The sequence below is a fragment of the Stenotrophomonas sp. GW821-FHT09E08 genome (assembly GCF_059416125.1).
On sequence record NZ_JBWKOO010000021.1, the window covers coordinates 17,429 to 38,955 of the forward strand.

At 66.5% G+C, this 21,527-nt stretch carries 18 protein-coding genes and 1 riboswitch; of the genes, 5 read left to right on the forward strand and 13 right to left on the reverse strand.

Translation table 11 applies throughout. The features are described 5' to 3' along the window. A complete protein-coding gene (locus AC07M7_RS19590) occupies nt 1-3,210 on the forward strand; it encodes an efflux RND transporter permease subunit (RefSeq protein ID WP_495208097.1) in 3,210 nt (1,069 codons plus the stop codon). 102 nt (nt 3,211-3,312) lie between these two features. On the opposite strand, the gene AC07M7_RS19595 is transcribed toward AC07M7_RS19590, so the two are convergent. From AC07M7_RS19595 to AC07M7_RS19635, 9 genes are all read right to left on the reverse strand, one after another. Then, the gene (locus AC07M7_RS19595; RefSeq protein ID WP_495208098.1) at nt 3,313-5,085 is read right to left on the reverse strand and encodes a DUF885 domain-containing protein; all 1,773 of its coding nucleotides are present in this window, start codon (nt 5,083-5,085) and stop codon (nt 3,313-3,315) included. A gap of 158 nt (nt 5,086-5,243) precedes the next feature. Then, the gene (locus AC07M7_RS19600) at nt 5,244-5,591 is read right to left on the reverse strand and encodes a lipid-A-disaccharide synthase N-terminal domain-containing protein (RefSeq protein WP_032973852.1); all 348 of its coding nucleotides are present in this window, start codon (nt 5,589-5,591) and stop codon (nt 5,244-5,246) included. Continuing rightward, the gene (locus AC07M7_RS19605) at nt 5,591-6,313 is read right to left on the reverse strand and encodes a glycosyltransferase family 2 protein (protein ID WP_495208099.1); all 723 of its coding nucleotides are present in this window, start codon (nt 6,311-6,313) and stop codon (nt 5,591-5,593) included. The genes AC07M7_RS19600 and AC07M7_RS19605 overlap by 1 nt, the downstream gene beginning before the upstream one ends. 89 nt (nt 6,314-6,402) lie before the next feature. Beyond that, the gene (locus AC07M7_RS19610) at nt 6,403-7,368 is read right to left on the reverse strand and encodes an NAD-dependent epimerase/dehydratase family protein (protein WP_495208100.1); all 966 of its coding nucleotides are present in this window, start codon (nt 7,366-7,368) and stop codon (nt 6,403-6,405) included. Between the two features lie 46 nt (nt 7,369-7,414). After that, entirely contained in the window at nt 7,415-8,146 is a 732-nt protein-coding gene (locus tag AC07M7_RS19615; protein WP_046983443.1) for a suppressor of fused domain protein, read from the reverse strand. Nucleotides 8,147-8,277: 131 nt separating this feature from the next. After that, complete coding sequence (locus tag AC07M7_RS19620) at nt 8,278-9,201, reverse strand: ParB/RepB/Spo0J family partition protein (RefSeq protein ID WP_046983442.1); 924 nt, start codon at nt 9,199-9,201, stop codon at nt 8,278-8,280. Beyond that, nucleotides 9,201-9,998: a ParA family protein gene (locus tag AC07M7_RS19625; protein ID WP_046983441.1), complete on the reverse strand. Its 798-nt coding sequence runs from the start codon at nt 9,996-9,998 to the stop codon at nt 9,201-9,203. Before AC07M7_RS19625 ends, AC07M7_RS19620 begins: the two co-directional genes overlap by 1 nt. A gap of 112 nt (nt 9,999-10,110) precedes the next feature. After that, nucleotides 10,111-10,749 (reverse strand): 16S rRNA (guanine(527)-N(7))-methyltransferase RsmG, encoded by a 639-nt coding sequence (gene rsmG, locus AC07M7_RS19630; RefSeq protein ID WP_012512505.1) that lies wholly within the window; start codon nt 10,747-10,749, stop codon nt 10,111-10,113. Nucleotides 10,750-10,788: 39 nt separating this feature from the next. Continuing rightward, nucleotides 10,789-11,388 (reverse strand): 4'-phosphopantetheinyl transferase family protein, encoded by a 600-nt coding sequence (locus tag AC07M7_RS19635; RefSeq protein WP_046983440.1) that lies wholly within the window; start codon nt 11,386-11,388, stop codon nt 10,789-10,791. Nucleotides 11,389-11,472: 84 nt separating this feature from the next. Here AC07M7_RS19635 and AC07M7_RS19640 point away from each other — a divergent pair, with 84 nt between their 5' ends. Then, nucleotides 11,473-11,724 (forward strand): GlsB/YeaQ/YmgE family stress response membrane protein, encoded by a 252-nt coding sequence (locus AC07M7_RS19640; RefSeq protein ID WP_012512507.1) that lies wholly within the window; start codon nt 11,473-11,475, stop codon nt 11,722-11,724. Between the two features lie 72 nt (nt 11,725-11,796). Here AC07M7_RS19640 and xth read toward each other — a convergent pair whose 3' ends face one another. The 4 genes from xth to AC07M7_RS19660 form a co-directional block, all read right to left on the reverse strand. Next, nucleotides 11,797-12,564: an exodeoxyribonuclease III gene (xth, locus tag AC07M7_RS19645; protein ID WP_253078555.1), complete on the reverse strand. Its 768-nt coding sequence runs from the start codon at nt 12,562-12,564 to the stop codon at nt 11,797-11,799. Between the two features lie 268 nt (nt 12,565-12,832). Beyond that, nucleotides 12,833-14,242 (reverse strand): coniferyl aldehyde dehydrogenase, encoded by a 1,410-nt coding sequence (locus AC07M7_RS19650; RefSeq protein ID WP_495208101.1) that lies wholly within the window; start codon nt 14,240-14,242, stop codon nt 12,833-12,835. 154 nt (nt 14,243-14,396) lie between these two features. Next, the gene (locus AC07M7_RS19655; protein WP_253078553.1) at nt 14,397-16,058 is read right to left on the reverse strand and encodes an MFS transporter; all 1,662 of its coding nucleotides are present in this window, start codon (nt 16,056-16,058) and stop codon (nt 14,397-14,399) included. Nucleotides 16,059-16,156: 98 nt separating this feature from the next. Then, complete coding sequence (locus tag AC07M7_RS19660; RefSeq protein WP_495208102.1) at nt 16,157-17,584, reverse strand: DcaP family trimeric outer membrane transporter; 1,428 nt, start codon at nt 17,582-17,584, stop codon at nt 16,157-16,159. 245 nt (nt 17,585-17,829) lie between these two features. On the opposite strand from AC07M7_RS19660, the gene acs reads away from it, so the two are divergent. The 3 genes from acs to AC07M7_RS19675 all read left to right on the forward strand — a co-directional run bounded on the left by acs (nt 17,830) and on the right by AC07M7_RS19675 (nt 21,496). Continuing rightward, nucleotides 17,830-19,773, forward strand: a complete 1,944-nt coding sequence (acs, locus tag AC07M7_RS19665; RefSeq protein ID WP_495208103.1) for an acetate--CoA ligase — start codon at nt 17,830-17,832, stop codon at nt 19,771-19,773. An 80-nt stretch (nt 19,774-19,853) separates the two neighbouring features. After that, entirely contained in the window at nt 19,854-20,519 is a 666-nt protein-coding gene (locus AC07M7_RS19670) for a response regulator transcription factor (protein ID WP_046982592.1), read from the forward strand. Nucleotides 20,520-20,742: 223 nt separating this feature from the next. Then, a riboswitch (yybP-ykoY riboswitch) is annotated at nt 20,743-20,832 on the forward strand. Nucleotides 20,833-20,920: 88 nt separating this feature from the next. Next, complete coding sequence (locus AC07M7_RS19675) at nt 20,921-21,496, forward strand: manganese efflux pump MntP (RefSeq protein ID WP_046982591.1); 576 nt, start codon at nt 20,921-20,923, stop codon at nt 21,494-21,496. The last annotated feature ends 31 nt before the right edge of the window (nt 21,497-21,527 follow it).

Below are 21,527 nucleotides of genomic sequence, written 5' to 3' on the forward strand. Positions count from 1 at the left end.
ATGTTCAAGCTGATCATTGAAACAGCGGTTCGGCACCGCTGGCTGGTGGTGTTCATGGCGGCGCTGATCGCCGCGGTGGGCCTGTTCCAGCTGGGCAAGCTGCCGATCGACGCGGTGCCGGACATCACCAACCGCCAGGTGCAGATCAACACGGTGGCACCGGCGCTGACGCCGGAGCAGATCGAGCGGCAGGTGACCTACCCGCTGGAAACCGCGCTGGCCGGCATTCCCGGCCTGACCACCACTCGTTCGCTTTCGCGCAATGGCTTCTCGCAGGTCACCGCGATCTTCACCGATGCCACCGACATCTACTTCGCCCGCCAGCAGGTGGCCGAACGCATGCGCGAAGCATCGGAAGACCTGCCCGACGGTGCGTCGCCGATGCTGTCGCCGGTCACCACAGGCCTCGGCGAAGTGCTGATGTGGACGGTGGACTTCACCGCGTTCGATCCGGCCAAGCTGGCCAAGCCAGGTGAAGCCGGCTGGCAGGCCGGTGAGGTCTACCGCACGCCCGAAGGCAACCTGCTGCGCACGCCGGAAGAACGTGCGACCTACCTGCGCACCGTGCAGGACTGGATCATCGCGCCGCAGATGCGCTCCAGCCCCGGTCTGGCCGGCGTCGATACAGTCGGCGGCTACGTCAAGGAATACGGCGTACATCCGGACAGTGCAAGGCTGGCCGCGCACGGGCTCGGCCTGGCCGACCTGGTCACTGCCCTGCAACGTTCCAACGTGCAGGCCGGTGCCGGTTTCGTACAGCGTGCCGGCGAAGGCCTGGTGGTACGTGCCGATGGCCTGGCGCTGACCACCGACGATCTGGCGCAGGCCCCGGTGGCCACCCGCAATGGCGTGGTGGTGCGCGTGTCCGATGTGGCCGACGTTGACCTGAGCCGCGCACCACGCCTGGGTGCGGCCAGCCGCAACGGCCACGAAGCCGTGCTCGGCACCGCGCTGATGATCGCCGGCGGCAACAGCCGCACCGTGGCGCAGGCAGCTGCGGCGCGCCTGGAACAGGTCAACAAGTCGCTGCCGGCGGACATCGTGGCAGCACCGGTGCTGGACCGCAGCGTGCTGGTCAATTCCACCATCAAGACCGTGGCCAAGAACCTCACCGAGGGTGCGCTGCTGGTGGTGGTGGTGCTGTTCCTGCTGCTGGGCAACCTGCGTGCAGCGACGATCACTGCGCTGGTGATTCCGCTGTCGTTCCTGTTCGCCGTGATCGGCATGAACCGCTTCGGCATCAGCGGCAACCTGATGAGCCTGGGTGCGCTGGACTTCGGCATCCTGGTGGACGGTGCGGTGATCGTGATCGAATCGACACTGCTGATGCTGGGCCAACGCCGCGCCGAACTGGGCCGTGCGTTGACCGCGATGGAACGCCTGCGCGTGGCCGCCGATTCGGCGCGCAAGATGGCACGCCCGGCCGCATTCGGCCAGCTGATCATCCTGCTGGTGTTCGCACCGATCCTTACCCTGGAAGGCGTGGAGGGTAAGACGTTCCACCCGATGGCGGCCACCTTCATGCTGGCCCTGATCGGTGCCTTCATCTTCTCCTTCACCTTCGTGCCGGCGATGGCCGCGCTGCTTGTGCGGGAACCGAAGCTGAAGGACGGCGATGCGCATGCCGATGATGGCGAGCACGAGACCAAGCTGATCCGCGTGCTGCGCGCGCGCATCGAACCGGTGATCCGCAAGGCCGTGGACCATCCGCGCACGGTGGCGGTAGGCGCGGTGATGATGGTGGTGGTGGGCATCGGTTCGTTCTCGCTGCTGGGCCGCGAGTTCATGCCGACGCTGGACGAAGGCAACGTGGCGATGCAGGCCCTGCGCGTGCCGTCGACGTCGCTGGAGCAGTCGCTGGCGATGCAGCTGGCGCTGGAAAAGGCGATTGCCAAGCAACCGGAAGTGGAAACCGTGTTCTCGCGCACCGGTACCGCCGAGGCGGCGATCGATCCGATGCCGACCAACATCTCCGACAGCGTGATCGTGCTCAAGCCACGCAAGGACTGGCCGGATCCGAAACTGGGCAAGGATGCACTGGTGGCACGCTTCGAAAAGCTGGCCGGGCAGCAGCTGGGCAACAGCTTCGAGTTCAGCCAGCCGATCGAGCTGCGCTTCAACGAGCTGATCTCCGGCGTGCGTACCGACCTGGCGGTGATGATCTTCGGCGATGACTTCAGCCAGCTGCAGAAGGTGGCCGACCAGGTGGCACTGAAGCTGCGTGCGGTGAACGGCGCGGCCGACGTGCGGGTGGAACAGATCTCCGGCCTGCCCACGCTCAACGTGGCCATCGACCACGTGGCGGCGGCGCAGTACGGCCTGACCGCGGCCGATGTGAGTGACGCGCTGGCCACCGGCATCGGTGGTACCGCCGCCGGCAAGATCTTCGAAGGCGATCGTCGTTTCAACGTGGTGGTGCGCCTGGACGATGCCTCGCGCAACGATCCAGACCAGCTGGCCTCGCTGCCGATCGCCACGCCCGCGGGGCTGGTGATTCCGCTGTCGTCGGTCGCGCGCATCACAGTCAGCGAAGGACCCAACCAGATCAGCCGCAACAACGGCAGCCGCCGCGTGGTGGTGCAGGCCAACGTGCGTGGGCGTGACCTCGGCGGCTTCGTCGGCGAGGCGCAGGCAGCAGTGGCCGACGTGGCGCTGCCACCGGGTGCCTACCTGACCTGGGGTGGCCAATTCGAGAACCTGCAGCGCGCGGAGAAGCGGCTGGCAACGGTGGTGCCGGTGGTGTTCCTGCTGATCGGCAGCCTGCTGTTCATGGCCCTGCGCAGCGGCAAGGAAGCCGCGCTGGTGTTCAGCTGCGTACCGTTGGCGCTGGTCGGCGGCATTCTCGCGCTGCTGCTGCGGGGCATGCCGTTCTCGGTGTCGGCGGCGGTCGGCTTCATCGCCGTCTCCGGCGTGGCCACGTTGAACGGCCTGGTGCTGATGCAGGCGATCCGCGAGCGCCTGGATGCCGGTGACCTACCGATGATGGCGGCGATCAACGGTGCGTCCAGCCGCATCCGCGCGGTGCTGACCACCGCGCTGGTGGCGATCGTCGGCTTCATTCCGATGGCGATCGCCAGTGGTTCCGGTGCGGAAGTGCAGAAGCCGCTGGCAACGGTGGTGATCGGTGGCCTGATCACCGCCACGGTGCTGACCCTGCTGGTGCTGCCGACCTTCGCCGCGCGCGTGGCGAAGGTGCGCGTGGCAGGGTGAGATGAGAGGGGGTCGGAGCCCTTTCCAGCGGAAAGGGCTCCGACCCGCAGCAGGGTCGGATCCCCGCCGCTCTGGCGGGGCTCTGACCCGGTCACACCGCGATCAGGCCTTCTTGCGTTCGGCGATGTAGGCCTGGATCTGCTGTTCCAGCACCGGCAGCGGCACCGAGCCCTGCTTGAGCAGGGTGTCGTGGAAGCCCTTGATGTCGAACTTGTCGCCCAGTTCCTTCTCGGCCTGCGCGCGTAGGCGCACGATGGCGATCTCACCCAGCTTGTAGCTCAGCGCCTGGCCCGGCCAGGAGATGTAGCGGTCCACTTCGGTGGTCACTTCATGCTCGCTCAGCGCGGTGTGGTCGCGCAGGTAGGCCAGCGCCTGCTCGCGGGTCCAGCCCTTGCTGTGCACGCCGGTGTCGATCACCAGACGCGTGGCGCGCCACATTTCGTAGGTCAAGCGGCCGAAATCCTCGTACGGGGTTTCGTAGATACCCATCTCCACGCCCAGCTTCTCGCAGTACAGCGCCCAGCCTTCGCCGTAGGCGGAGATGTAGGCGTTGCGGCGGAACTCGGGCAGGTTCTTCTGCTCGGCGGCGATGGCACCTTGCAGCGCGTGGCCCGGATCGGATTCATGCAGGGTCAGCGCCGGCAGGTTGTACAGCGGGCGCGACGGCAGGTTGTAGGTGTTGAGCCAGTAGGTGCCCATGCCACCGCGGCCGGCGGTCCAGAACGGTGCGATGTCCGGCGGCACCGGCACGATGGTGAAGCGCGCGCGCGGTAGGGTCATGTACTTGCCCAGCTGACCGTCTGCCCGCTTGGAGATCCATGCGGCGCGCGACAGCAGTTCTTCCGGGGTCTTGGCGTAGAACTGCGGATCGGTACGCAGGAAGGTCAGGAACTCGGCGAAGCTGCCCTTGAACTTCACCTGCTTGATGATGTCGTTCATTTCCTTCTGGATGCGTGCGACTTCATCCAGACCGATGCGATGGATCTCGTCCGGCGACAGGTCCAGCGTGGTGTATTCGTGGATCTGCTGCTTGTAGTACGCCTTGCCGCCCGGCATCGCTTCGGCGGCCAGCGTGGTGCGCGCCTGCGGCACGTACTCGTTGACGAAGAAGGTGCGCAGCTGCTGGAACGCCGGCACTACCTTGGCACTGATCGCTTCACGCGCCTGCGCCTGCAGCCTGGCCTGCTCGGTGGCCGGGATGCTGTTGGGCAGCTTCTTGAACGGCGCGTACAGCGGCGATTCGGTCGGGTCTTTCAGCTCGGCGACGGTGGCGATGGACACTTCGCGGCCATCGAGCACCGCGCGCGGCACGCTGAAACCGCGCTTCAGGCCGACGCGCATGTTTTCGGTCTGCTGGCCGAAGTAACGCGGCACATCGTTCAGGCGTGCGATGTAGTTCTGGTAGTCCTGCACGGTCTTCATCTCGCGCCGGGCCATGAAGGACAGATTGGACCAGAACGACGAGTCGGCGTTGAACGGCATCTCGTAGCCACGCAGACGCGTCTCTTCGGCCAGGTTGAACACCTGGTCGCGGTAGATCGCGTAGTTGACCTGGTTGTCGGCCGACAGGGTCTTCGGGTCGATTTTCTTCAGCGCAGCGAGGGTTTCATCCCACACCTTCAGGCGCGCCTGCTGCGCGGCCGGGCCGACGTCGGGCATGCGGGTGGCGTTGGCCGGGGCGTCTTCGTCCTCGCTGGCCTCACCACCGCCCTGCTGGCGCCACTTCCATTCCTTTTCGTACAACGCGCGGAAGGCCGCGTCAGCGGGCGATTCAGCGGCCACGCTGGCCGGAGCCGTAGTGGCGGGAGGTGCGGCCAAGGCCACGGCGGGGGCGGACAGAGCGAGCAGCAGGGCGACGGCAAGACGGGTTTTCACGAGCACAGGTTCCCGGGAAGGCAGACCCCGATCATCGCACCGCCCATCGCCCCTGGCATGGGACGAAGGTCCTGCCTGGGCCTAGCCCTGGTAGCTGCCAACCTTGGTTGGCACCCGGAGAATCCCAGCGCCAACCAAGGTTGGCATCTACCGAAGACCTAATGGCTGGCCTTGTCCCGCTTCCAGCCGCGGTGCTTGATGTCCAGCTGCAGGCTGTACAGCGCGGTGAACGCCGGAAACAGGTTCTGCAGCACGCCCACCGAGTCCTGCTTGGCCGAGAACAGGAAGTAGCTCAGCGTCATCAGGCTGCCAACCACGCTCATGTACCAGAACAGGCGCGGGATGACCGGCTTGCCGGCGCGCTTGGAGGCCACGAACTGGACCAGCCAGCGCCCACCGAACATCAGCGCACCGGTGTAGCCGATCAGTTTCCAGCCGGTCACATGCAGGCCGGTCCAGTACAGCCAGGTCAGCGGCTGGTCGAGCCAGTGCAGGGCCAGGCCCATCATCGCTCTTCCACCGCGGTGCGCTTGCTGCGGGTGATCAGCCAGGCCACGCCGCACAGGTCACGGATGCCGACCAGCGCACGCCCCAGGTTGTTGTACTTGGAGACGCCGGTGGTACGGTGGCGATGGTTGACCGGCACGCTGGTGGTCTTCCAGCCGGCGCGCTGCATCAGCGCCGGCAGGTAGCGGTGCATGTGGTCGAAGTACGGCAGGTCGAGGAACGCGCTGCGCTCGAACAGCTTGATACCACAGCCGGTGTCGGGGGTGTCGTCGCGCAGCATGCGCGCGCGGATGGCATTGGCCCACTTGCTGGCCCAGCGCTTGCTGCCGCTGTCCTGGCGGTTGACGCGCCAGCCGGCGAACAGCTTTACCTGCGCCGCTGCGGCGTCACGGGCAGCCAGCAGCTTGGGAATGTCGGCCGGATCATTCTGGCCATCGCCATCGAGGGTGGCGATCCACGGCGCACGAGCGTGCTTGACGCCGGTGCGCACAGCCGTGCTCTGCCCACTCTGGTTCACGTGGTGCAGCACCCGCAGTTCCGGGGTGCTGGCCTTCAGACCCTGCAGCACCGCCAGGGTGTCATCGCGCGAGTGGTCATCGATGTAGACGATTTCGAACGGCAAGCGGCCACGCAGGGCAGCGGTGATCTCGGCCACCAGCGGTGCGACGTTGTCGCGCTCGTTGAACACCGGGACGACGACGGAAAGCTCGGGTTGGCTCATGGGGGACTCGGCCAAGAGGGAACAAAGACCGCGCATTCTCCGAAGCCAAGGTTATCCGAAGATGAATCCGGCTGTGTGAGGATCCCTCCTCAGGCGCGGTCGCCAAAATACTCGCGGCACCACTGCACGACGGGCGGCAGCCCCGCTTCGATCGGGGTCACCGCGTCGAAGCCGAATGCGTCATGTGCACGCCGGGTATCCGCCATCGTGCGCACCATGTCGCCCGGCTGCATCGGCTTGTAGACCTTCTGCGCAGGGCGGCCGGCAGCCTGCTCGATCACGCTGATGAAGCGCTCCAGCTCGACCGGCGTATGGTTGCCGAGGTTGAACACCCGGTGCGGCACCGGACCATCGGCCGGATGCGCGAGCGCGCCGAGGATACCGGCCACGATGTCGGAGACATGTGTGAAGTCGCGCTGCATGCGGCCTTCGTTGAACACATCGATCGGCCGCCCGGCCAGCACCGCGCGCGAGAACAGCAGCGGAGCCATGTCCGGCCGGCCCCACGGCCCGTACACGGTGAAGAAGCGCAGGCCGGTGGCATGCAGGCCGTACAGCTGCGCGTAGGTGTAGGCCATCAGCTCGTTGGCCGCCTTGGTCGCCGCGTACAGCGAGCGCGGCTGGTCCACGCGCTGGTCTTCGGAAAACGGCGGCGTGGCCGAATCACCGTAGACCGAGCTGCTCGACGCATACACCAGGTGCTGCACGCCACGGTGGCGGCACAGCTCGAGGATGTTGACGAAGCCGACCAGATTGCTGTCGACGTAGGCCTGCGGGGTTTCCAGCGAATAGCGCACGCCCGCCTGTGCAGCCAGATGGATCACCGCCGTCGGCTTCACCTCGTCGAACAGCGCGGCCAGGCCCTGCTGGTCGGTCAGGTCGAGGGTGCGCAGGTCCAGCGTCGGGCACAGTGCGGCCACGCGGTCGCGCTTGATCTGCGGGTCGTAGTAGTCGTTGAAGTTGTCCAGGCCGACCACGGGCCGACCCGCCTCCAGCAGCGCGCGGGCGGTGTAGGCACCGATGAAGCCGGCAGCGCCGGTAAGCAGGATGGTCATGGCAGGGGCCCGGAAGCAGAAATTCAGACCCCTGATGTTACCGGTCTCAGAACAAACCGAAACGCTTCCTGGCCACGTTGACGCGCCCGGGCTCGATCACGTCCTGGATGTTCTTCGCATCGAAGCGGTCGAGCAGCGCTTCGGCGCCCTTCTTCAGCTTCAGGTCCATTTCTTCCGGATACAGCGGGATGATGGTCATGAAACTGATGACCTTGCCGTCCTCCAGCGCCAGCTCGGCGAAGTCTTCCGGGGGGGTTACCGGCGGCAGCACGATGGCGCCATCGAAACCCACGCCCGGTGCGTAGGGCTCGCTGGGATGGCCATTGGGAATGGTGTGGCCGAAACCCAGCCAGGTGTCGTACTCGTGCGGCAGCCGTGCCAGTCCCTTCAACAGGCGCACCGGCCAGTAGTTGCGCTCATCCTCGAAGGCGTCCTGCGAGATCGGCCAGTCGGCCGGCAGGGTCACCATCAGTTCCATGTAGCGCGGCACGTCCGCGTCCACCTCGTCGGGCACGGTCATCGGCAGGTCGCTCATGCCCGAGGTCACCAGCCGCAGATACGGAAACTGCTCAGTGGCCGGCACCACGTGCACGTCGATGTGCACCAGGTCGGAGATGATTTCGTGGAAGACACCGGACACCGGGCCGAGATGGCGCTCGATGTGCGCGCCGATCGCCTCGATGTGCTCTTCGCCCTGCGGCGGAGTGAAGTCCTTCTCGCGGCTGTGCACCATGATCGGGCTGCCGCCCGGGCTGACGTCGTCGAATGCGTTGCTCATGTCCTGCTCCCTGGATGAGACCACGGGCCGGAGAGCAGTGCATCCCACGGCGCGCGCGGCGGTGCGTTCCCTGTCAATTGCAGGACGCGGCAGGAACAGGCCGCGCCCCCCCCCCCGTCGCGACGCCGGACTCAGGCCTGGCGGGCGCGCAGCTTTTCCAGCACGCCGTCCAGGGTATCCAGGTCGGTGTAATGGATGATCAGCTTGCCCTTGCCACCGCGGCCGTGGCTGATCGCCACCTTGGCACCCAGCGATTCGGACAGCTCGGTTTCCAGCGAAGCGATATCGGCCTGCTGCACCTTCGGCGTGGCCACCGGACGGTTGCTCGGCACCTTGCCGGCGGCGAAGGCCTGCGCACGGCGCTCGACCTCACGCACCGACCAGCCTTCATCGGCCGCTTCCTGCGCCAGCTTGCCGGCCAGTTCGGGGGCCAGGGTCAGCAGTGCACGGGCGTGGCCCATTTCCAGGCGGCGGGTTTCCAGCAGCAGGCGGATCGCCACCGGCAGCTCCAGCAGGCGCAGCAGGTTGGACACCGCCGCGCGCGAGCGGCCGACGGCCTCGGCGGCCTCGGCATGGGTCAGGGTGAATTCGCTGATCAGGCGCTGCAGCGCCTCGGCTTCTTCCAGCGGGTTGAGGTCTTCGCGCTGGATGTTCTCGATCAGCGCCATCGCGATGACGGTGCGGTCTTCCAGCTCGCGCACCACCACCGGCACTTCGTCCAGGCCGGCCAGCTGCGATGCACGCCAGCGGCGTTCACCGGCGACGATTTCGTAGTTGCCTGCCGGCAGCTGGCGCACCAGGATCGGCTGGATCACGCCCTGCGACTTGATCGAGTCGGCCAGCTCGGACAGCTTGCCCTCGTCCATCTCGCGGCGCGGCTGGTACTTGCCCGGCTGCAACTGGCCCACGGCCAGCTTGCGCAGCACTTCACCCGGCAACGGTTCGATCACCGCGGTGCTGGCCTGCACCTGGCTGACCGCACCCTTGGGACCCAGCAGGGCATCCAGGCCACGGCCGAGGCCTCGCTTCTTGGCTGCCGGCTTGCTGCTGGTCATCAGACGATCTCCACGGCCTTGCCGGCCTTGTTGCGTTCGTTGTTGCGGCGGATGATCTCGCCGGCCAGGCCCAGGTAGGCGACGCCACCGCGCGAGGCGCGGTCGTAGCCGACGATGCTCTGGCCATGGCTGGGCGCCTCGGCCAGGCGCACGTTGCGCGGCACGATGGTGCGGAACACGCGGTCGCCGAAGTGCTCGGTCAGCTCGGCCGAGACCGCGTTGGCCAGGTTGTTGCGCACATCGAACATGGTGCGCAGCACGCCTTCGATCTCCAGCGCCGGGTTGAGGTTGGCACGCAGCGCCTCGATGGTTTCCACCAGCGCGCTCAGGCCTTCCAGTGCGTAGTACTCGCACTGCATCGGCACGATCACCGAGTCGGCGGCGGCCAGCGCGTTGAGCGTCAGCAGCGACAGCGCCGGCGGGCAGTCGATCAGGATGTAGTCGTACTCGTCGCGGATCGGCGCCAGCGCACGCTTCAGGCGCTGCTCGCGCTCGCTCTGCGCCATCAGCTGGATCTCGGCCGCAGTCAGGTCGATGTTGCCCGGCAGCAGGTCGTAGCCTTCGGCAGTCTGCACGCGCACATCGGCGGCGCTGGACTCGCCCAGCAGCAGATCGTAGGTGGAGGAGACCAGCTCGCGCTTGTCCACGCCACTGCCCATGGTCGCGTTGCCCTGCGAATCCAGGTCGACCAAGAGCACGCGCTTGGGTGCGTTGGCCAGGGAAGCGGCCAGGTTGACGGCGGTCGTGGTCTTGCCGACGCCACCCTTCTGGTTGGCGATGGCGATGATGCGGGCCATGCGGGTGTGCCTCGTCGACGTGTGCTGGGACCGGTCATTATGCGTACAACCGGCCCCTTGCGGAAATCGTGAATCGCCAACCCGTTGTTCCACAAGGGGCTGGCGACGGGAATCAGGGACCTGTAACGGTGACCAGGTGGCGTTCGCCGGCCAGGCCGGGCACGCTCAGCGGGGTCACCTCGCGCACCTGCCAGCCAGCCGGCAGCTCCGCGATCTCTTCATGCGGGTAGACGCCCTTCATGGCCAGCAGCACGCCACCGGGGCGCAGCAGGTGGCCACCAACGCGGACGATGCCGGCCAGGGTGTCCATCGCGCGCGCGGTCAGCTGGTCGTAGTGGCCAGCTTCGTCCAGCGCCTCGGCGCGCGATTCGGCCACGCGGGCATTGCCCAGACCGAGCTGGCGCACGGCCTCGCGCATGAAGCGCGCCTTCTTGCCGTTGCTCTCCACCAGGGTGACCTGCAGGCCCGGGCAGGCGATCGCCAGCGGGATGCCGGGCAAGCCGGGACCGGTACCGAGGTCGGCCAGGCTGCCATCAGCCACGAACGGCTGCATCGCCAGCGAGTCGAGCAGGTGGCGGGTGACCATCTCCTGCGGGTCGCGGATGGCGGTGAGGTTGTAGGTGCCGTTCCAGCGGTGCAGCAGGGCCAGGTATCGCAGCAGCGGCGGCGCCAGCGCGGCGTCCAGGCCCATGCTGGCCAGGCCCTGTTCCAGCGTGGCAGCCACGCTGGCGGGAAGTGGGTGTTCGCTCATGCCGACATTATCGCCGGTTTTGCGCGCTGATTCCCCGCTTCAGTGCGGATACCAGGCCAGAGCAGCGCGGAATTGCCCGGTGGCCTGCCATTCGTGCAGATGCCAGCGCGCGGCCACGCCCAGTTCCGGGTCACACCAGCGCAGGTGCAGGGCGCCATCGGCCCCCGGGGCCAGCTGCAGGCGGTGCAGGCCGAACGAGATGCCCTGCCCGTGTGCCTTCAGCATGGCTTCCTTGGCGCACCACACGCGGAAGAACCAGTGCTCGCGCCCGGCCTCGTCCAGGCTTTCCAGCCAGGCCACTTCCTCGGGGTGGAAGAAGCGCTGCACGATCTCCAGCAGGCGGGCCCGCGGCCGCAGCAGCTCCAGGTCGACGCCCAACCGCACGCCCTCGCCCAGTGCCACAAGCAGCACCTCGCCACTGTGGCTCCAGCCAGTGCCGTAGTGGGCCAGCGCGCCGCTCAGCTCCGGCCGGCCCTTGTCATCGCGAACCAGTGGCAGCGTCTCCGGGTCGGTGCCCAGCGCCTGCGCCAGTACCTGTCGCGCCTGCGGTTCGCCGCGGTGGCCCGGCACGTGCGGGCGCCGCCAGACCGTTACCGGGCCGAAGCGCCACGGGCCGTCGAGGGTGGCTGGCAGGCTCATCCGCACGCGCCCATCACGCAATTGCACGACGGGTTCACAGCCATGCGCGTCAACTGGTCACAGTTCCCCACCGGAGGTTCGATCATGGGCATCATCGTTTGGCTGATCGTCGGCGGCATCGTAGGCTGGCTGGCCAGCATCATCATGAAGCGCGATGCCCAGCAGGGCATCATCCTCAACATCGTAGTCGGCATCGTCGGCGCGCTGATTTCCGGCTGGCTGTTCGGCGGCGGCATCAACGAAGCGATCACCATCCGCACCTTCCTGTTCTCGCTGATCGGTGCGGTGATCCTGCTGGCGATCGTCAACCTGTTCACCCGCAAGAGCATACGCTGACGCGGCAGTCGTGCCGGCCGCTGGCCGGCAGACGCATCACAACGGGCCCGGCATTTGTCGGGCCCCGTTCGTTCAACCGATCTGCACCCACGCTGGCGCATGATCGCTGGGGCGTTCCCAGGTACGCGGCTCGCGGTCGATGCCCGAGGCCACCGCACTGCCCTTCAGCGCGTCGGAGACCAGGGTCAGGTCGATGCGCAGGCCCAGGTCGCGGCGGAAACCGGCGGCACGGTAATCCCACCAGCTGAACACACCGGCCTCGTCGTTGTGCAGGCGGAAGCCATCGTGCAGGCCCAGCTGCAGCAGCTTGTTCAATGCACCGCGCTCGGCGGTGGAGGTGAGGATGTGGTTTTCGTTCCACACCTCCGGGTCGTGCACATCGCGCGCATCCGGGGCGATGTTGAAGTCGCCCATCACGATCAGCTTCGGGTGCCGCTGCAGTTCTTCGGCGATCCACGCATGCACCGCTTCCAGCCAGCGCAGCTTGTAGTCGTACTTGTCGGTGCCGATGTCCTGGCCGTTGACCACGTACAGGTTGATCACCCGCAAGTCGCCGAAGGTACCGGCGATGACGCGCTTCTGCTCGTCCTCGAAGCCGGGAATGCCGATCTGCACGTCCTGCGCCGGCTCACGCGACACCAGCGCGACGCCGTTGTAGGTCTTCTGCCCGGCGAACACGCTGCGGTAGCCCGCGGCGATCAGCGCCGAATCGGGGAACTTGTGGTCCTCCAGCTTGGTTTCCTGGATACCGACGATGTCCGGGCCGAAGTCCTTGAGCCACTGCTCCAGGTGCGGCAGGCGGACATTGAGCGAATTGACGTTCCACGAGGCGATCTTCATGCGGGCATTCTACCCGGGTGGGCTTTGGTAGAGGCCGACCTTGGTCGGCACCATGCTTCCCGCTGTTGCCTTGGTAGAGGCCGACCTTGGTCGGCGCTTGGGGTTCACGCGTGCCAACCAAGGTTGGCACCTACCGGAACGGGCCGCGCGGGTTGGCCCCTACCGGTAGTGGCGGCCGCTGGCCGGCAACCCGATGACCCTTCCGGCAAGACCCTGCACCTGCCGGCCAGCGGCCGGCACTACCACTGGATGCACGCCCTGCCTGGATTCACCGCAGCAGCAACTTCAACAACCCCGCAATCTTCGAATACGGCGGCCGCAGCCGGTCGCTGGCCGCCCAGCGCGACTGCCACAGCACCGGCAGCCGCTTGCTCATGGCATCGAACCCGGCCCGGCCGTGGTACGCGCCCATGCCGCTGGCCCCTACCCCGCCAAACGGCAATCCATCGGCGGCGAAGTGCAGCAGGGTGTCATTGACCGTCACCCCGCCGGCCACCACCTGGCCGAGGATGCGCTCCACCGTCGCCCTGTCGTGGCTGAAGGGATACAGCGCCAGCGGCCGGTCGCGGGACAGCACGTCGGCCAGCGCAGCATCCAGATCCGGGTACGCCCGCACCGGGAGGATCGGGCCGAAGATCTCATCGCGCATCAGGTCCAGGTCATCCGGCGGGTCCAGCACCAAGGTCGGCACCAGCAGGCGCTCGCGATCAGCGCGCGCCTCGTCCACCTGCGCCAGCGGGATCACCGGCACGCCGCGCTCGCGCGCCTGCGCCAGATAACCCTGAAGGCGCCGGTACTGGCCTTCGTTGATGATGCGGGTGTAGTCGTCGGCATCGCTGAAATCGCCGTAGCGTTCGCGCACCTGCTGCTGCAGCGTCTGCACGAACTCGCGCTGGCGCGCGGTATCGATCAGCACGTAATCCGGCGCGATGCAGGTCTGCCCGGCGTTGAACCACTTGCCGGTAGCCAGCCGTGCAGCGGCCTTGTCCAGCGGGAAATCGCGGCAGACGATGGCCGGCGACTTTCCGCCCAGTTCCAGCGTGACCGGCACCAGATGCTCGGCGGCGGCAGCCATCACTTTGCGGCCAACAGCCGTCGAGCCAGTGAACAGCAGATGGTCCAGCGGCAGCGATGACACCGCCGCGGCCACGTCCGCCCCACCCTGCACCACCGCCACCCGATCGGGCGGGAACACGCTGGCCAGCAGATCGGCCAGGAATGCACTGGTGCGCGGCGTGTGTTCGGAGGGCTTGAGCAACACGTGGTTGCCGGCGGCGATGGCGGTGGCCAGCGGCACCAATGCCAGCGTGACCGGGTAGTTCCAGGGCGAGATCACCCCGACCACGCCCAGCGGCGTCGGCCGCAGCTGCGCGCGCGCCGGCCACAGCCGCCAACCGGCGCCCACCCGCTGCGGCTTCGACCAGCGCCGCAGGTGACGGCGCAGGTGGTCGATGGCCGACAGCACGCTCATGCCATCGGCCAGCTTGGATTCGACGTGGGCGCGATGGCCGAAGTCCTCGGCGATGGCCTGGGCCATTTCGTCCAGACGCGGCTTCAACGCCTCGCGCAGGCGGCGCAGGTCAGCTTCGCGCTGATCGAGCGTGGGCCGCTGCGACTGCCAGGCGCTGCGCAGGGTGTGCAGGATGGCGGGAAGGTCGGCTGGGACGGTGGTGGTCATGGGCCGACTATACGGGTGCGACACGTCTCGATGGGGTCAGATCCCTTTCGCAAGCGAAAAGGATCTGACCCCAAAAACAGGGAAACAAAAAGGCCGCGGTCTGCACCGCGGCCCCTGAAACCCGGTGGGTGCCGACCGTTGGGCGGCACGCCGGTTATTTGGTGATATCCACGTCCTTGGTTTCGCGCAGGAACAGGCCGCCGATCACCACCGACATCAGCGCGATGATGATGGGGTACCACAGGCCGTAGTACAGGTTGCCGGTGCCGGCCACCAGCGCGAACGAGATCGCCGGCAGGAAGCCACCGAACCAGCCGTTGCCGATGTGGTACGGCAGCGACATCGAGGTGTAGCGGATGCGGGTCGGGAACAGTTCGACCAGGTAGGCGGCGATCGGGCCGTAGACCATGGTCACGTACAGCACCAGCAGCCACAGCATGAAGATGGTGCCGGCGATGTTGATGCGTGCGCCGTCGGCCTTGGCCGGGTAACCAGCAGTGGCCAGGGCGGTCTTCAGCTCCGCACCGAACGCATCGGCCTTGGCTTTGCCGTCTTCCTTGGTCAGGCCGGCGGCTTCGTACGAGGTCACGCTGGCGCTGCCCACGTTCACCATCGCCAGCGAACCAGCGGCGGCGGGCTGCACGTCGTACGGCACACCGGCCTTGGTCAGCGCGGCGGTGGCCACGTCGCAGGAGCTGGTGAACTTGCGCAGGCCGACCGGATCGAACTGGAACGAACAGGTGTTCGGATCGGCAACCACCAGCGCCGGCGAATTGGTGCGGGCTTCTTCGATGGCCGGGTTGGCGAAGTGGGTCAGGCCCTTGAAGATCGGGATGTAGGTGACGGCGGCCAGCAGGCAGCCGGCCAGGATGATCTTCTTGCGGCCGATACGGTCGGACAGCCAGCCGAAGAAGATGAAGAACGGCACGCCCAGCGCCAGCGCGGCGGCGATCAGCAGGTAGGAAGTCGTGGCATCTACCTTCAGCATGCTGCTGAGGAAGAACAGCGCGTAGAACTGACCGCCGTACCACACCACCGCCTGACCGGCCGCAGCACCCAGCAGAACCAGCAGCATCAGCTTCAGGTTGCCGCCCTTCAGGCTGTCACGGAACGGCGTCTTGGAACCCTTGCCCTCCGACTTCATCTGCTGGAACAGCGGCGACTCGCTCAGCTGCAGGCGGATCCACACCGACACGCCCAGCAGCACGATCGAGACCAGGAACGGAATGCGCCAGCCCCAGGCTTCGAACGCTTCGTTGCCGAGGAAATAGCGGCAGGCCAGGATGATCAGCAGCGACATGAACAGGCCGAGGGTGGCCGTGCACTGGATGAAGCTGGTGTACAGGCCACGCTTGTCGTCCGGCGCGTGTTCGGCCACGTAGGTGGCGGCACCGCCGTACTCGCCGCCCATCGCCAGGCCCTGGGCCAGGCGCAGGATGATCAGGATCACCGGTGCGGCGAAACCGATCGAAGCGTAGTTGGGCAGCACGCCGACCAGGAAGGTCGAGATGCCCATGATCAGGATGGTGACCAGGAAGGTGTACTTGCGGCCGATGCGGTCGCCAAGGCTGCCGAAGAAGGCCGCGCCGAACGGGCGCACGAAGAAGCCGGCCGCGAAGGCCAGCAGGGCAAAGATCATGCCCGTGGTTTCATTGACGCCACTGAAGAACTGCTTGGCGATGATCGCCGCAAGCGAGCCGTACAGGAAGAAGTCATACCACTCGAACACCGTGCCGAGGCTCGACGCGAAAATGACCTTCTTGTGGCCCTGGGTCAGGGTGCCCGCTTTGTGTGCGGTGCTGGGTGTGCTGGACATGGGACGCTTTCCCTCTGTAGATGCCGACCTGGGTCGGTGGGTGCCGATCGTTGGTCGACACGCAATTCGGTAGGTGCCGGCCGTTGGCCGGCACGCTCTTAGAAGCTGTACTTCGTGGTGAACTGCAACCGGGTGATGTCACCCTTGTTGCCGTTCTCCACTTCGCGACGGCCATACATCAGCTCTGCACCGATATCGACCTTGGGCAGCGGCGAGTAGAAGATGTTGCCGCGGATGCTCTGCACGCTCTTGGTCACCAGCGGGCCGAGGATGCTGTCGTTGTCGTAGTCGCTGCGCGCGTAGATCAGGTTGGTGCGAAGCTTCGACGAGAACGCGTGCCGCCAGCCCACGTAGCCGGCAAGCACGCCGGTCGGGTTGAGCTCGTCGCGGGCCACGTCGTAGGCACTATCGGCGGTGATGCCCAGGCCGATGTAGCGGGCGATGCCTTCGCCGCCGGTCAGCTGGTAGTGCAGCGAATCGCTGTCACCCATCACCCACTTGCCGCCCAGGGTCAGGCCGCCGGCCACCTTGTCGGCCTTGGCGCCGGTGGCCTGGTTGTCGACCTTCAGCTGACGGACGATGCCGCCGACGCCGAAGGTGCCCCAGTTGCCCTTCCAGCCATAGCGCATCGTCAGATCAGGCAGGCTGCCACGATCGGAGTTGGCGCTGGCGTTGGTCCAGGCGCCGGTAACCGGGTTACGGGTACCGGTGAGCGTGGTGGTTTCCGGGTTTTCCAGCGCGACGCTGAAGCCACCCTGGGTGTAGCGCACCTGGGCCTGGCGCACGAAGATCACGCCGTCGGTGGGTCCGACGAAGTCGACCGCTTCCGGCAGTGCGGCCGCGTCCATGAAGTTGGACCAGGTCTGGCCCGCCATCCAGTTGTTCCAGTACATGTAGGCGTGGCGCAGGGTCACACCGTAGGTATTGGTCGCGGTCTGGTTGCCCAGCGAATTGCCGAAGAAGTCCATCTCGAAGAACGCACCGGCCTTGTTGCCCGATTCGCTCACGTTGTCGATGCCCAGGTTGAAGCGCGAGAACTTGGCGTGGGCGTTGAAGTCGGTGCCCGAACGCTTGCCGCTGCCGCCGGCGCCTTCCACCGGCGTCTGGCCCGGCAGGTACAGCGAGCGGCCGGTGGCGTCGTCGGCCAGCTGGCCATCGCTGGTCTGGGTGGCCAGGAAGTCGGCCTTGATGAAACCGCCGATCTTGACCGTGGTGCCCGGCGCGGCGCCCGGGGTGATGGTGGTGACCTGGATCGGCTGCTTGCCGGTCGGCACCGATGCGACCGGCTTCTGCTCGGCCTGCACGGTGCGGACTTCGGTTACCGCCTGCTGGGTCTGGCTGATCTGGTTCTGCTGTTGCTGTTGCGAAGACAGCAGCGCTTGGACCTGGCGTTCCAGTTCGGCAACGCGTGCTTCCAGCGCTTTCTCTTTGGCGGTCTCTGCGAACGCCATGCCCGGTGCGACCAAGGCGACCAACAGGCAGGCCGCCAAAGGTTTGCGCACGGCTTTCAACGTACGGTGGCTCATGTTGCCCTCTCTCCCAAGTGGCAAGGTGATGCCGCGCGTGGGGCACGGTCGAGCCGAGACTGCGGGGCGTTCACGCACACCGGCTATTCGCCATTGGTCGAACCCGGCCCTGCAGGACGCTCACTTTCGACCATGGTCTAAGCAAGGTGGTGACGCGGGCGGGGGTGGATGGGGCAAACTGAGGGGGATCGGTCGCTGCGATGCTGCGACCGCACATACAAAGTCAACGTGCAAGTGAGGGTGCCATGGCTGATATCTACCCCGTCGATCCGCAGTTCGCCGCCAAGGCACGCATCGACAAGACGTCCTATGAACAGCAGTACCAGGCTTCGGTGACCGACCCGGATGGTTTCTGGGGCAAGGCCGCCGAGCGCCTGGAGTGGATGCGCAAGCCGACGAAGATCAAGAACGTCAACTACGACCTGTCCGACTTCCACATCAAGTGGTTCGAGGATGGCGAGCTCAATGCCAGCGTGAACTGCCTGGACCGCCAGCTGGAGAAGCGTGGCGACAAGACCGCCCTGCTGTTCGAGCCGGACGGTTCGGACGCACCGGCACAGCACGTGACCTATCGCGAGCTGTACGAGCGCACCTGCCGCCTCGGCAACGCGCTGCGCAACCTCGGCGTCAAGAAGGGCGACAGGGTCACCATCTACCTGCCGATGATCGTCGACGCCGCCGTGGCCATGCTGGCCTGCGCGCGCATCGGTGCAATCCACTCGGTGGTGTTCGGTGGCTTCGCACCGAACTCGATCGCCGACCGCGTCAGCGACTGCCAGAGCAAGCTGATCATCACTGCCGACGAGGGCCTGCGCGGTGGTCGCAGGATTCCGCTGAAGGCCAATGTTGATGCCGCGCTGAAGCTGCCCGGCACCAATACCGTCGAAACCGTGCTGGTGGTGCGTCACACCGGCGGCGCGGTGGACATGCAGGCACCGCGCGACCGCTGGTTCCACGACGTGGTGGACAGCCAGCCGGCCAGCTGCGAGCCGGAACGCATGAACGCGGAAGACCCGCTGTTCATCCTCTACACCTCCGGTTCCACCGGCAAGCCGAAGGGCGTTCTGCACACCACCGGTGGCTACCTGCTGTATGCGGCCTACACCCATGAAGCGGTGTTCGACCTGCGCGAGGACGACATCTACTGGTGCACCGCCGACGTCGGCTGGGTCACCGGCCACAGCTACATCGTGTACGGCCCGCTGGCCAACGGCGCGACCTCGCTGATGTTCGAAGGCGTGCCGAACTATCCGGATACCTCGCGCTTCTGGAACGTGATCGACAAGCACAAGGTGTCGATCTTCTACACCGCGCCGACCGCCATCCGTGCACTGATGCGCGAAGGCGAGGAGCCGGTGAAGAAGACTTCGCGTGCCTCGCTCCGCCTGCTGGGCAGCGTCGGCGAGCCGATCAACCCGGAAGCCTGGCGCTGGTACTACGAAGTGGTCGGCGACAGCCGCTGCCCGATCGTCGATACCTGGTGGCAGACCGAGACCGGCGGCATCCTGATTTCGCCGCTGGCCGGCGCGATGGACCTCAAGCCGGGTTCGGCCACCCTGCCCTTCTTCGGCGTGCAGCCGGCGCTGGTCAATGCCGATGGCGAGATCAAGGACGGCCCGACCGAGGGCAACCTGATCATCCGTGATTCCTGGCCGGGCCAGATGCGCACGGTGTACGGCGACCACCAGCGTTTCATCGATACGTATTTCCGCACCTACCCGGGCAGCTACTTCACCGGTGACGGTTGCCGCCGCGATGAAGACGGCTACTACTGGATCACTGGCCGCGTGGACGATGTGATCAACGTCTCCGGCCACCGCATCGGTACTGCCGAAGTGGAAAGCGCGCTGGTCTCGCACCCGAAGGTGGCCGAAGCCGCCGTGGTCGGGTTCCCCCACGACGTGAAGGGCCAGGGCATCTATGCGTACGTGACGCTGGTGGCCGAAGAGGCGCCAACCGATGAGCTGCACAAGGAGCTGATTGCGTGGGTGCGCAAGGAAATCGGCCCGATCGCCACGCCGGACCACCTGCAGTGGGCGCCGGGCCTGCCCAAGACCCGCTCGGGCAAGATCATGCGCCGCATCCTGCGCAAGATCGCCGAGAACGCACCGGACCAGCTCGGCGACACCTCGACCCTGGCCGATCCGTCGGTGGTGGCGTCGCTGGTGGACGAGCGCAAGGTGCGATGATGCATCACCCGGGGTCAGAGCCCTTTCCGCCGGGAAAGGGCTCTGGCCCCATGTAGCTTCCCCCACGGTTCCCCCCGACCATGACCACCCTCCTGATTGCCGATGACCACCCGCTGTTCCGCGAAGCCCTGCGGGGTGCCGTGCAGCGGGTCATTCCGGGCGTTCAACTGTTCGAGGCCGACAGCGTGGAAGCGCTGTACGCGCTGGCCGACCAGCACAACGATGCCGACCTGGTCCTGATGGACCTCAACATGCCCGGTGCACAGGGTTTCAACGCACTGGTGCACATGCGCTCGTTGCATCCCCACCTGCCGGTGGTGGTGGTGTCCGCGCGCGAAGAAGCGACGGTGATGCGCCGGGCGCTTGACCATGGTGCGCTGGGCTTCATTCCCAAATCGGCCGACTCGGACACCATCGGCCACGCGCTCGGCACCATCCTCGATGGTGAGACCTGGGCACCGCCGGAAGCGCACAACGTGCCGCCCACCGGCAGCGAGGAACGCGAAGTCGGCCACCGCCTGCGCGAACTGACCCCTCAGCAGTTCCGCGTGCTGCAGATGCTCGGCGCCGGTCGCTTGAACAAGCAGATTGCCTACGACCTCAACGTCTCCGAGGCGACGATCAAGGCACATGTCACCGCGATCCTGCGCAAACTGGGCGTGACCAACCGCACCCAGGCCGTGCTGATGGCCGGCAAGCTGGCGATCGACGACGACGCTATCGTGCTGCCGCCGGAAGAAGACTGAAGGTAGTGCCGGCCGCTGGCCGGCAATCGCCTGAAACGCGTGAAATCGCTCTGGTAGGTGCCAAGCTTGCTTGGCGCGCTCTCGGCGTTGCGCATGCCGGCCAGCGGCCGGCACTACCAGGCACCGCTGCGCTCTCGATATAGCCATCGCTATACAAACCAGCCCTGCCTGCGCGTTTCGCTGGAAATGTGCCACGCGCGAATCGCGATGCTAAGCTTCGCGTCCCCTTGGGGAGTAGCCGGATTCCTTCGCAGGAATCGTCCACGTCAACATACTCGGCCAGTGCGCCGTGGCGTGGACAACCATGATGGTTGGCGAGACCAGCGGCCCGCGCGCGCAACGTCAGGTTGGGCGCGAGCGCAGGCCGTGCGTCCGCCCTAGCCCGACCTCAGCCGCCGCCCATGTCCCCCATTTCGATCCTCCTGATCGGCTTTGCCATGTCCACCGATGCCTTCGCCGCGGCGATCGGCAAGGGTGCGGCCATGCGCAAGCCGGTGTTCCGCGACGCACTGCGTGCCGGCATCATCTTCGGCGTCATCGAGGCGATCACGCCCATCATCGGCTGGCTGCTCGGCCGCGCCGCGCTGCAGTACGTCGAAGCCTTCGACCACTGGATCGCCTTCGGCCTGCTCGGCGCGCTGGGCATCCACATGATCTACAACGGCCTTCGCCCGGACAATGCCGAGGATGACGAAGACCCCTCGCAGCACCACGGCTTCTGGAAGCTGGCGCTGACCGGTTTCGCCACCAGCATCGACGCAATGGCGGTGGGTATCGGCCTGGCTTTCATGGATGTGCATATCGGCGTGATGGCTGCGGTCATCGGCCTGTGCACGCTGACCATGGTCACCGTCGGCATCATGCTCGGCCGCGTGCTGGGCAGCATGGTCGGCAAGCGCGCCGAGATCATCGGCGGCGTGATCCTGGTGATCATCGGCGCGACGATCCTGTACGAACACCTGCATGGCGTGGGGTAACGCACCCGCGATTACGTGGTTGCCGGCCAGC

Bases quoted from the DNA above. Each gene is read 5' to 3' on its own strand.
- AC07M7_RS19675 (WP_046982591.1), top strand. From the start codon at position 20,921: ATGTCCCCCATTTCGATCCTCCTGATCGGCTTTGCCATGTCCACCGAT.
- rsmG (WP_012512505.1), bottom strand. From the start codon at position 10,749: ATGAGCGAACACCCACTTCCCGCCAGCGTGGCTGCCACGCTGGAACAG.
- acs (WP_495208103.1), top strand. From the start codon at position 17,830: ATGGCTGATATCTACCCCGTCGATCCGCAGTTCGCCGCCAAGGCACGC.
- AC07M7_RS19655 (WP_253078553.1), bottom strand. From the start codon at position 16,058: ATGTCCAGCACACCCAGCACCGCACACAAAGCGGGCACCCTGACCCAG.
- AC07M7_RS19625 (WP_046983441.1), bottom strand. From the start codon at position 9,998: ATGGCCCGCATCATCGCCATCGCCAACCAGAAGGGTGGCGTCGGCAAG.
- AC07M7_RS19590 (WP_495208097.1), top strand. From the start codon at position 1: ATGTTCAAGCTGATCATTGAAACAGCGGTTCGGCACCGCTGGCTGGTG.
- AC07M7_RS19660 (WP_495208102.1), bottom strand. From the start codon at position 17,584: ATGAGCCACCGTACGTTGAAAGCCGTGCGCAAACCTTTGGCGGCCTGC.
- AC07M7_RS19605 (WP_495208099.1), bottom strand. From the start codon at position 6,313: ATGAGCCAACCCGAGCTTTCCGTCGTCGTCCCGGTGTTCAACGAGCGC.
- xth (WP_253078555.1), bottom strand. From the start codon at position 12,564: ATGAAGATCGCCTCGTGGAACGTCAATTCGCTCAATGTCCGCCTGCCG.
- AC07M7_RS19640 (WP_012512507.1), top strand. From the start codon at position 11,473: ATGGGCATCATCGTTTGGCTGATCGTCGGCGGCATCGTAGGCTGGCTG.
- AC07M7_RS19610 (WP_495208100.1), bottom strand. From the start codon at position 7,368: ATGACCATCCTGCTTACCGGCGCTGCCGGCTTCATCGGTGCCTACACC.
- AC07M7_RS19600 (WP_032973852.1), bottom strand. From the start codon at position 5,591: ATGGGCCTGGCCCTGCACTGGCTCGACCAGCCGCTGACCTGGCTGTAC.
- AC07M7_RS19670 (WP_046982592.1), top strand. From the start codon at position 19,854: ATGACCACCCTCCTGATTGCCGATGACCACCCGCTGTTCCGCGAAGCC.
- AC07M7_RS19650 (WP_495208101.1), bottom strand. From the start codon at position 14,242: ATGACCACCACCGTCCCAGCCGACCTTCCCGCCATCCTGCACACCCTG.
- AC07M7_RS19620 (WP_046983442.1), bottom strand. From the start codon at position 9,201: ATGACCAGCAGCAAGCCGGCAGCCAAGAAGCGAGGCCTCGGCCGTGGC.
- AC07M7_RS19615 (WP_046983443.1), bottom strand. From the start codon at position 8,146: ATGAGCAACGCATTCGACGACGTCAGCCCGGGCGGCAGCCCGATCATG.
- AC07M7_RS19635 (WP_046983440.1), bottom strand. From the start codon at position 11,388: ATGAGCCTGCCAGCCACCCTCGACGGCCCGTGGCGCTTCGGCCCGGTA.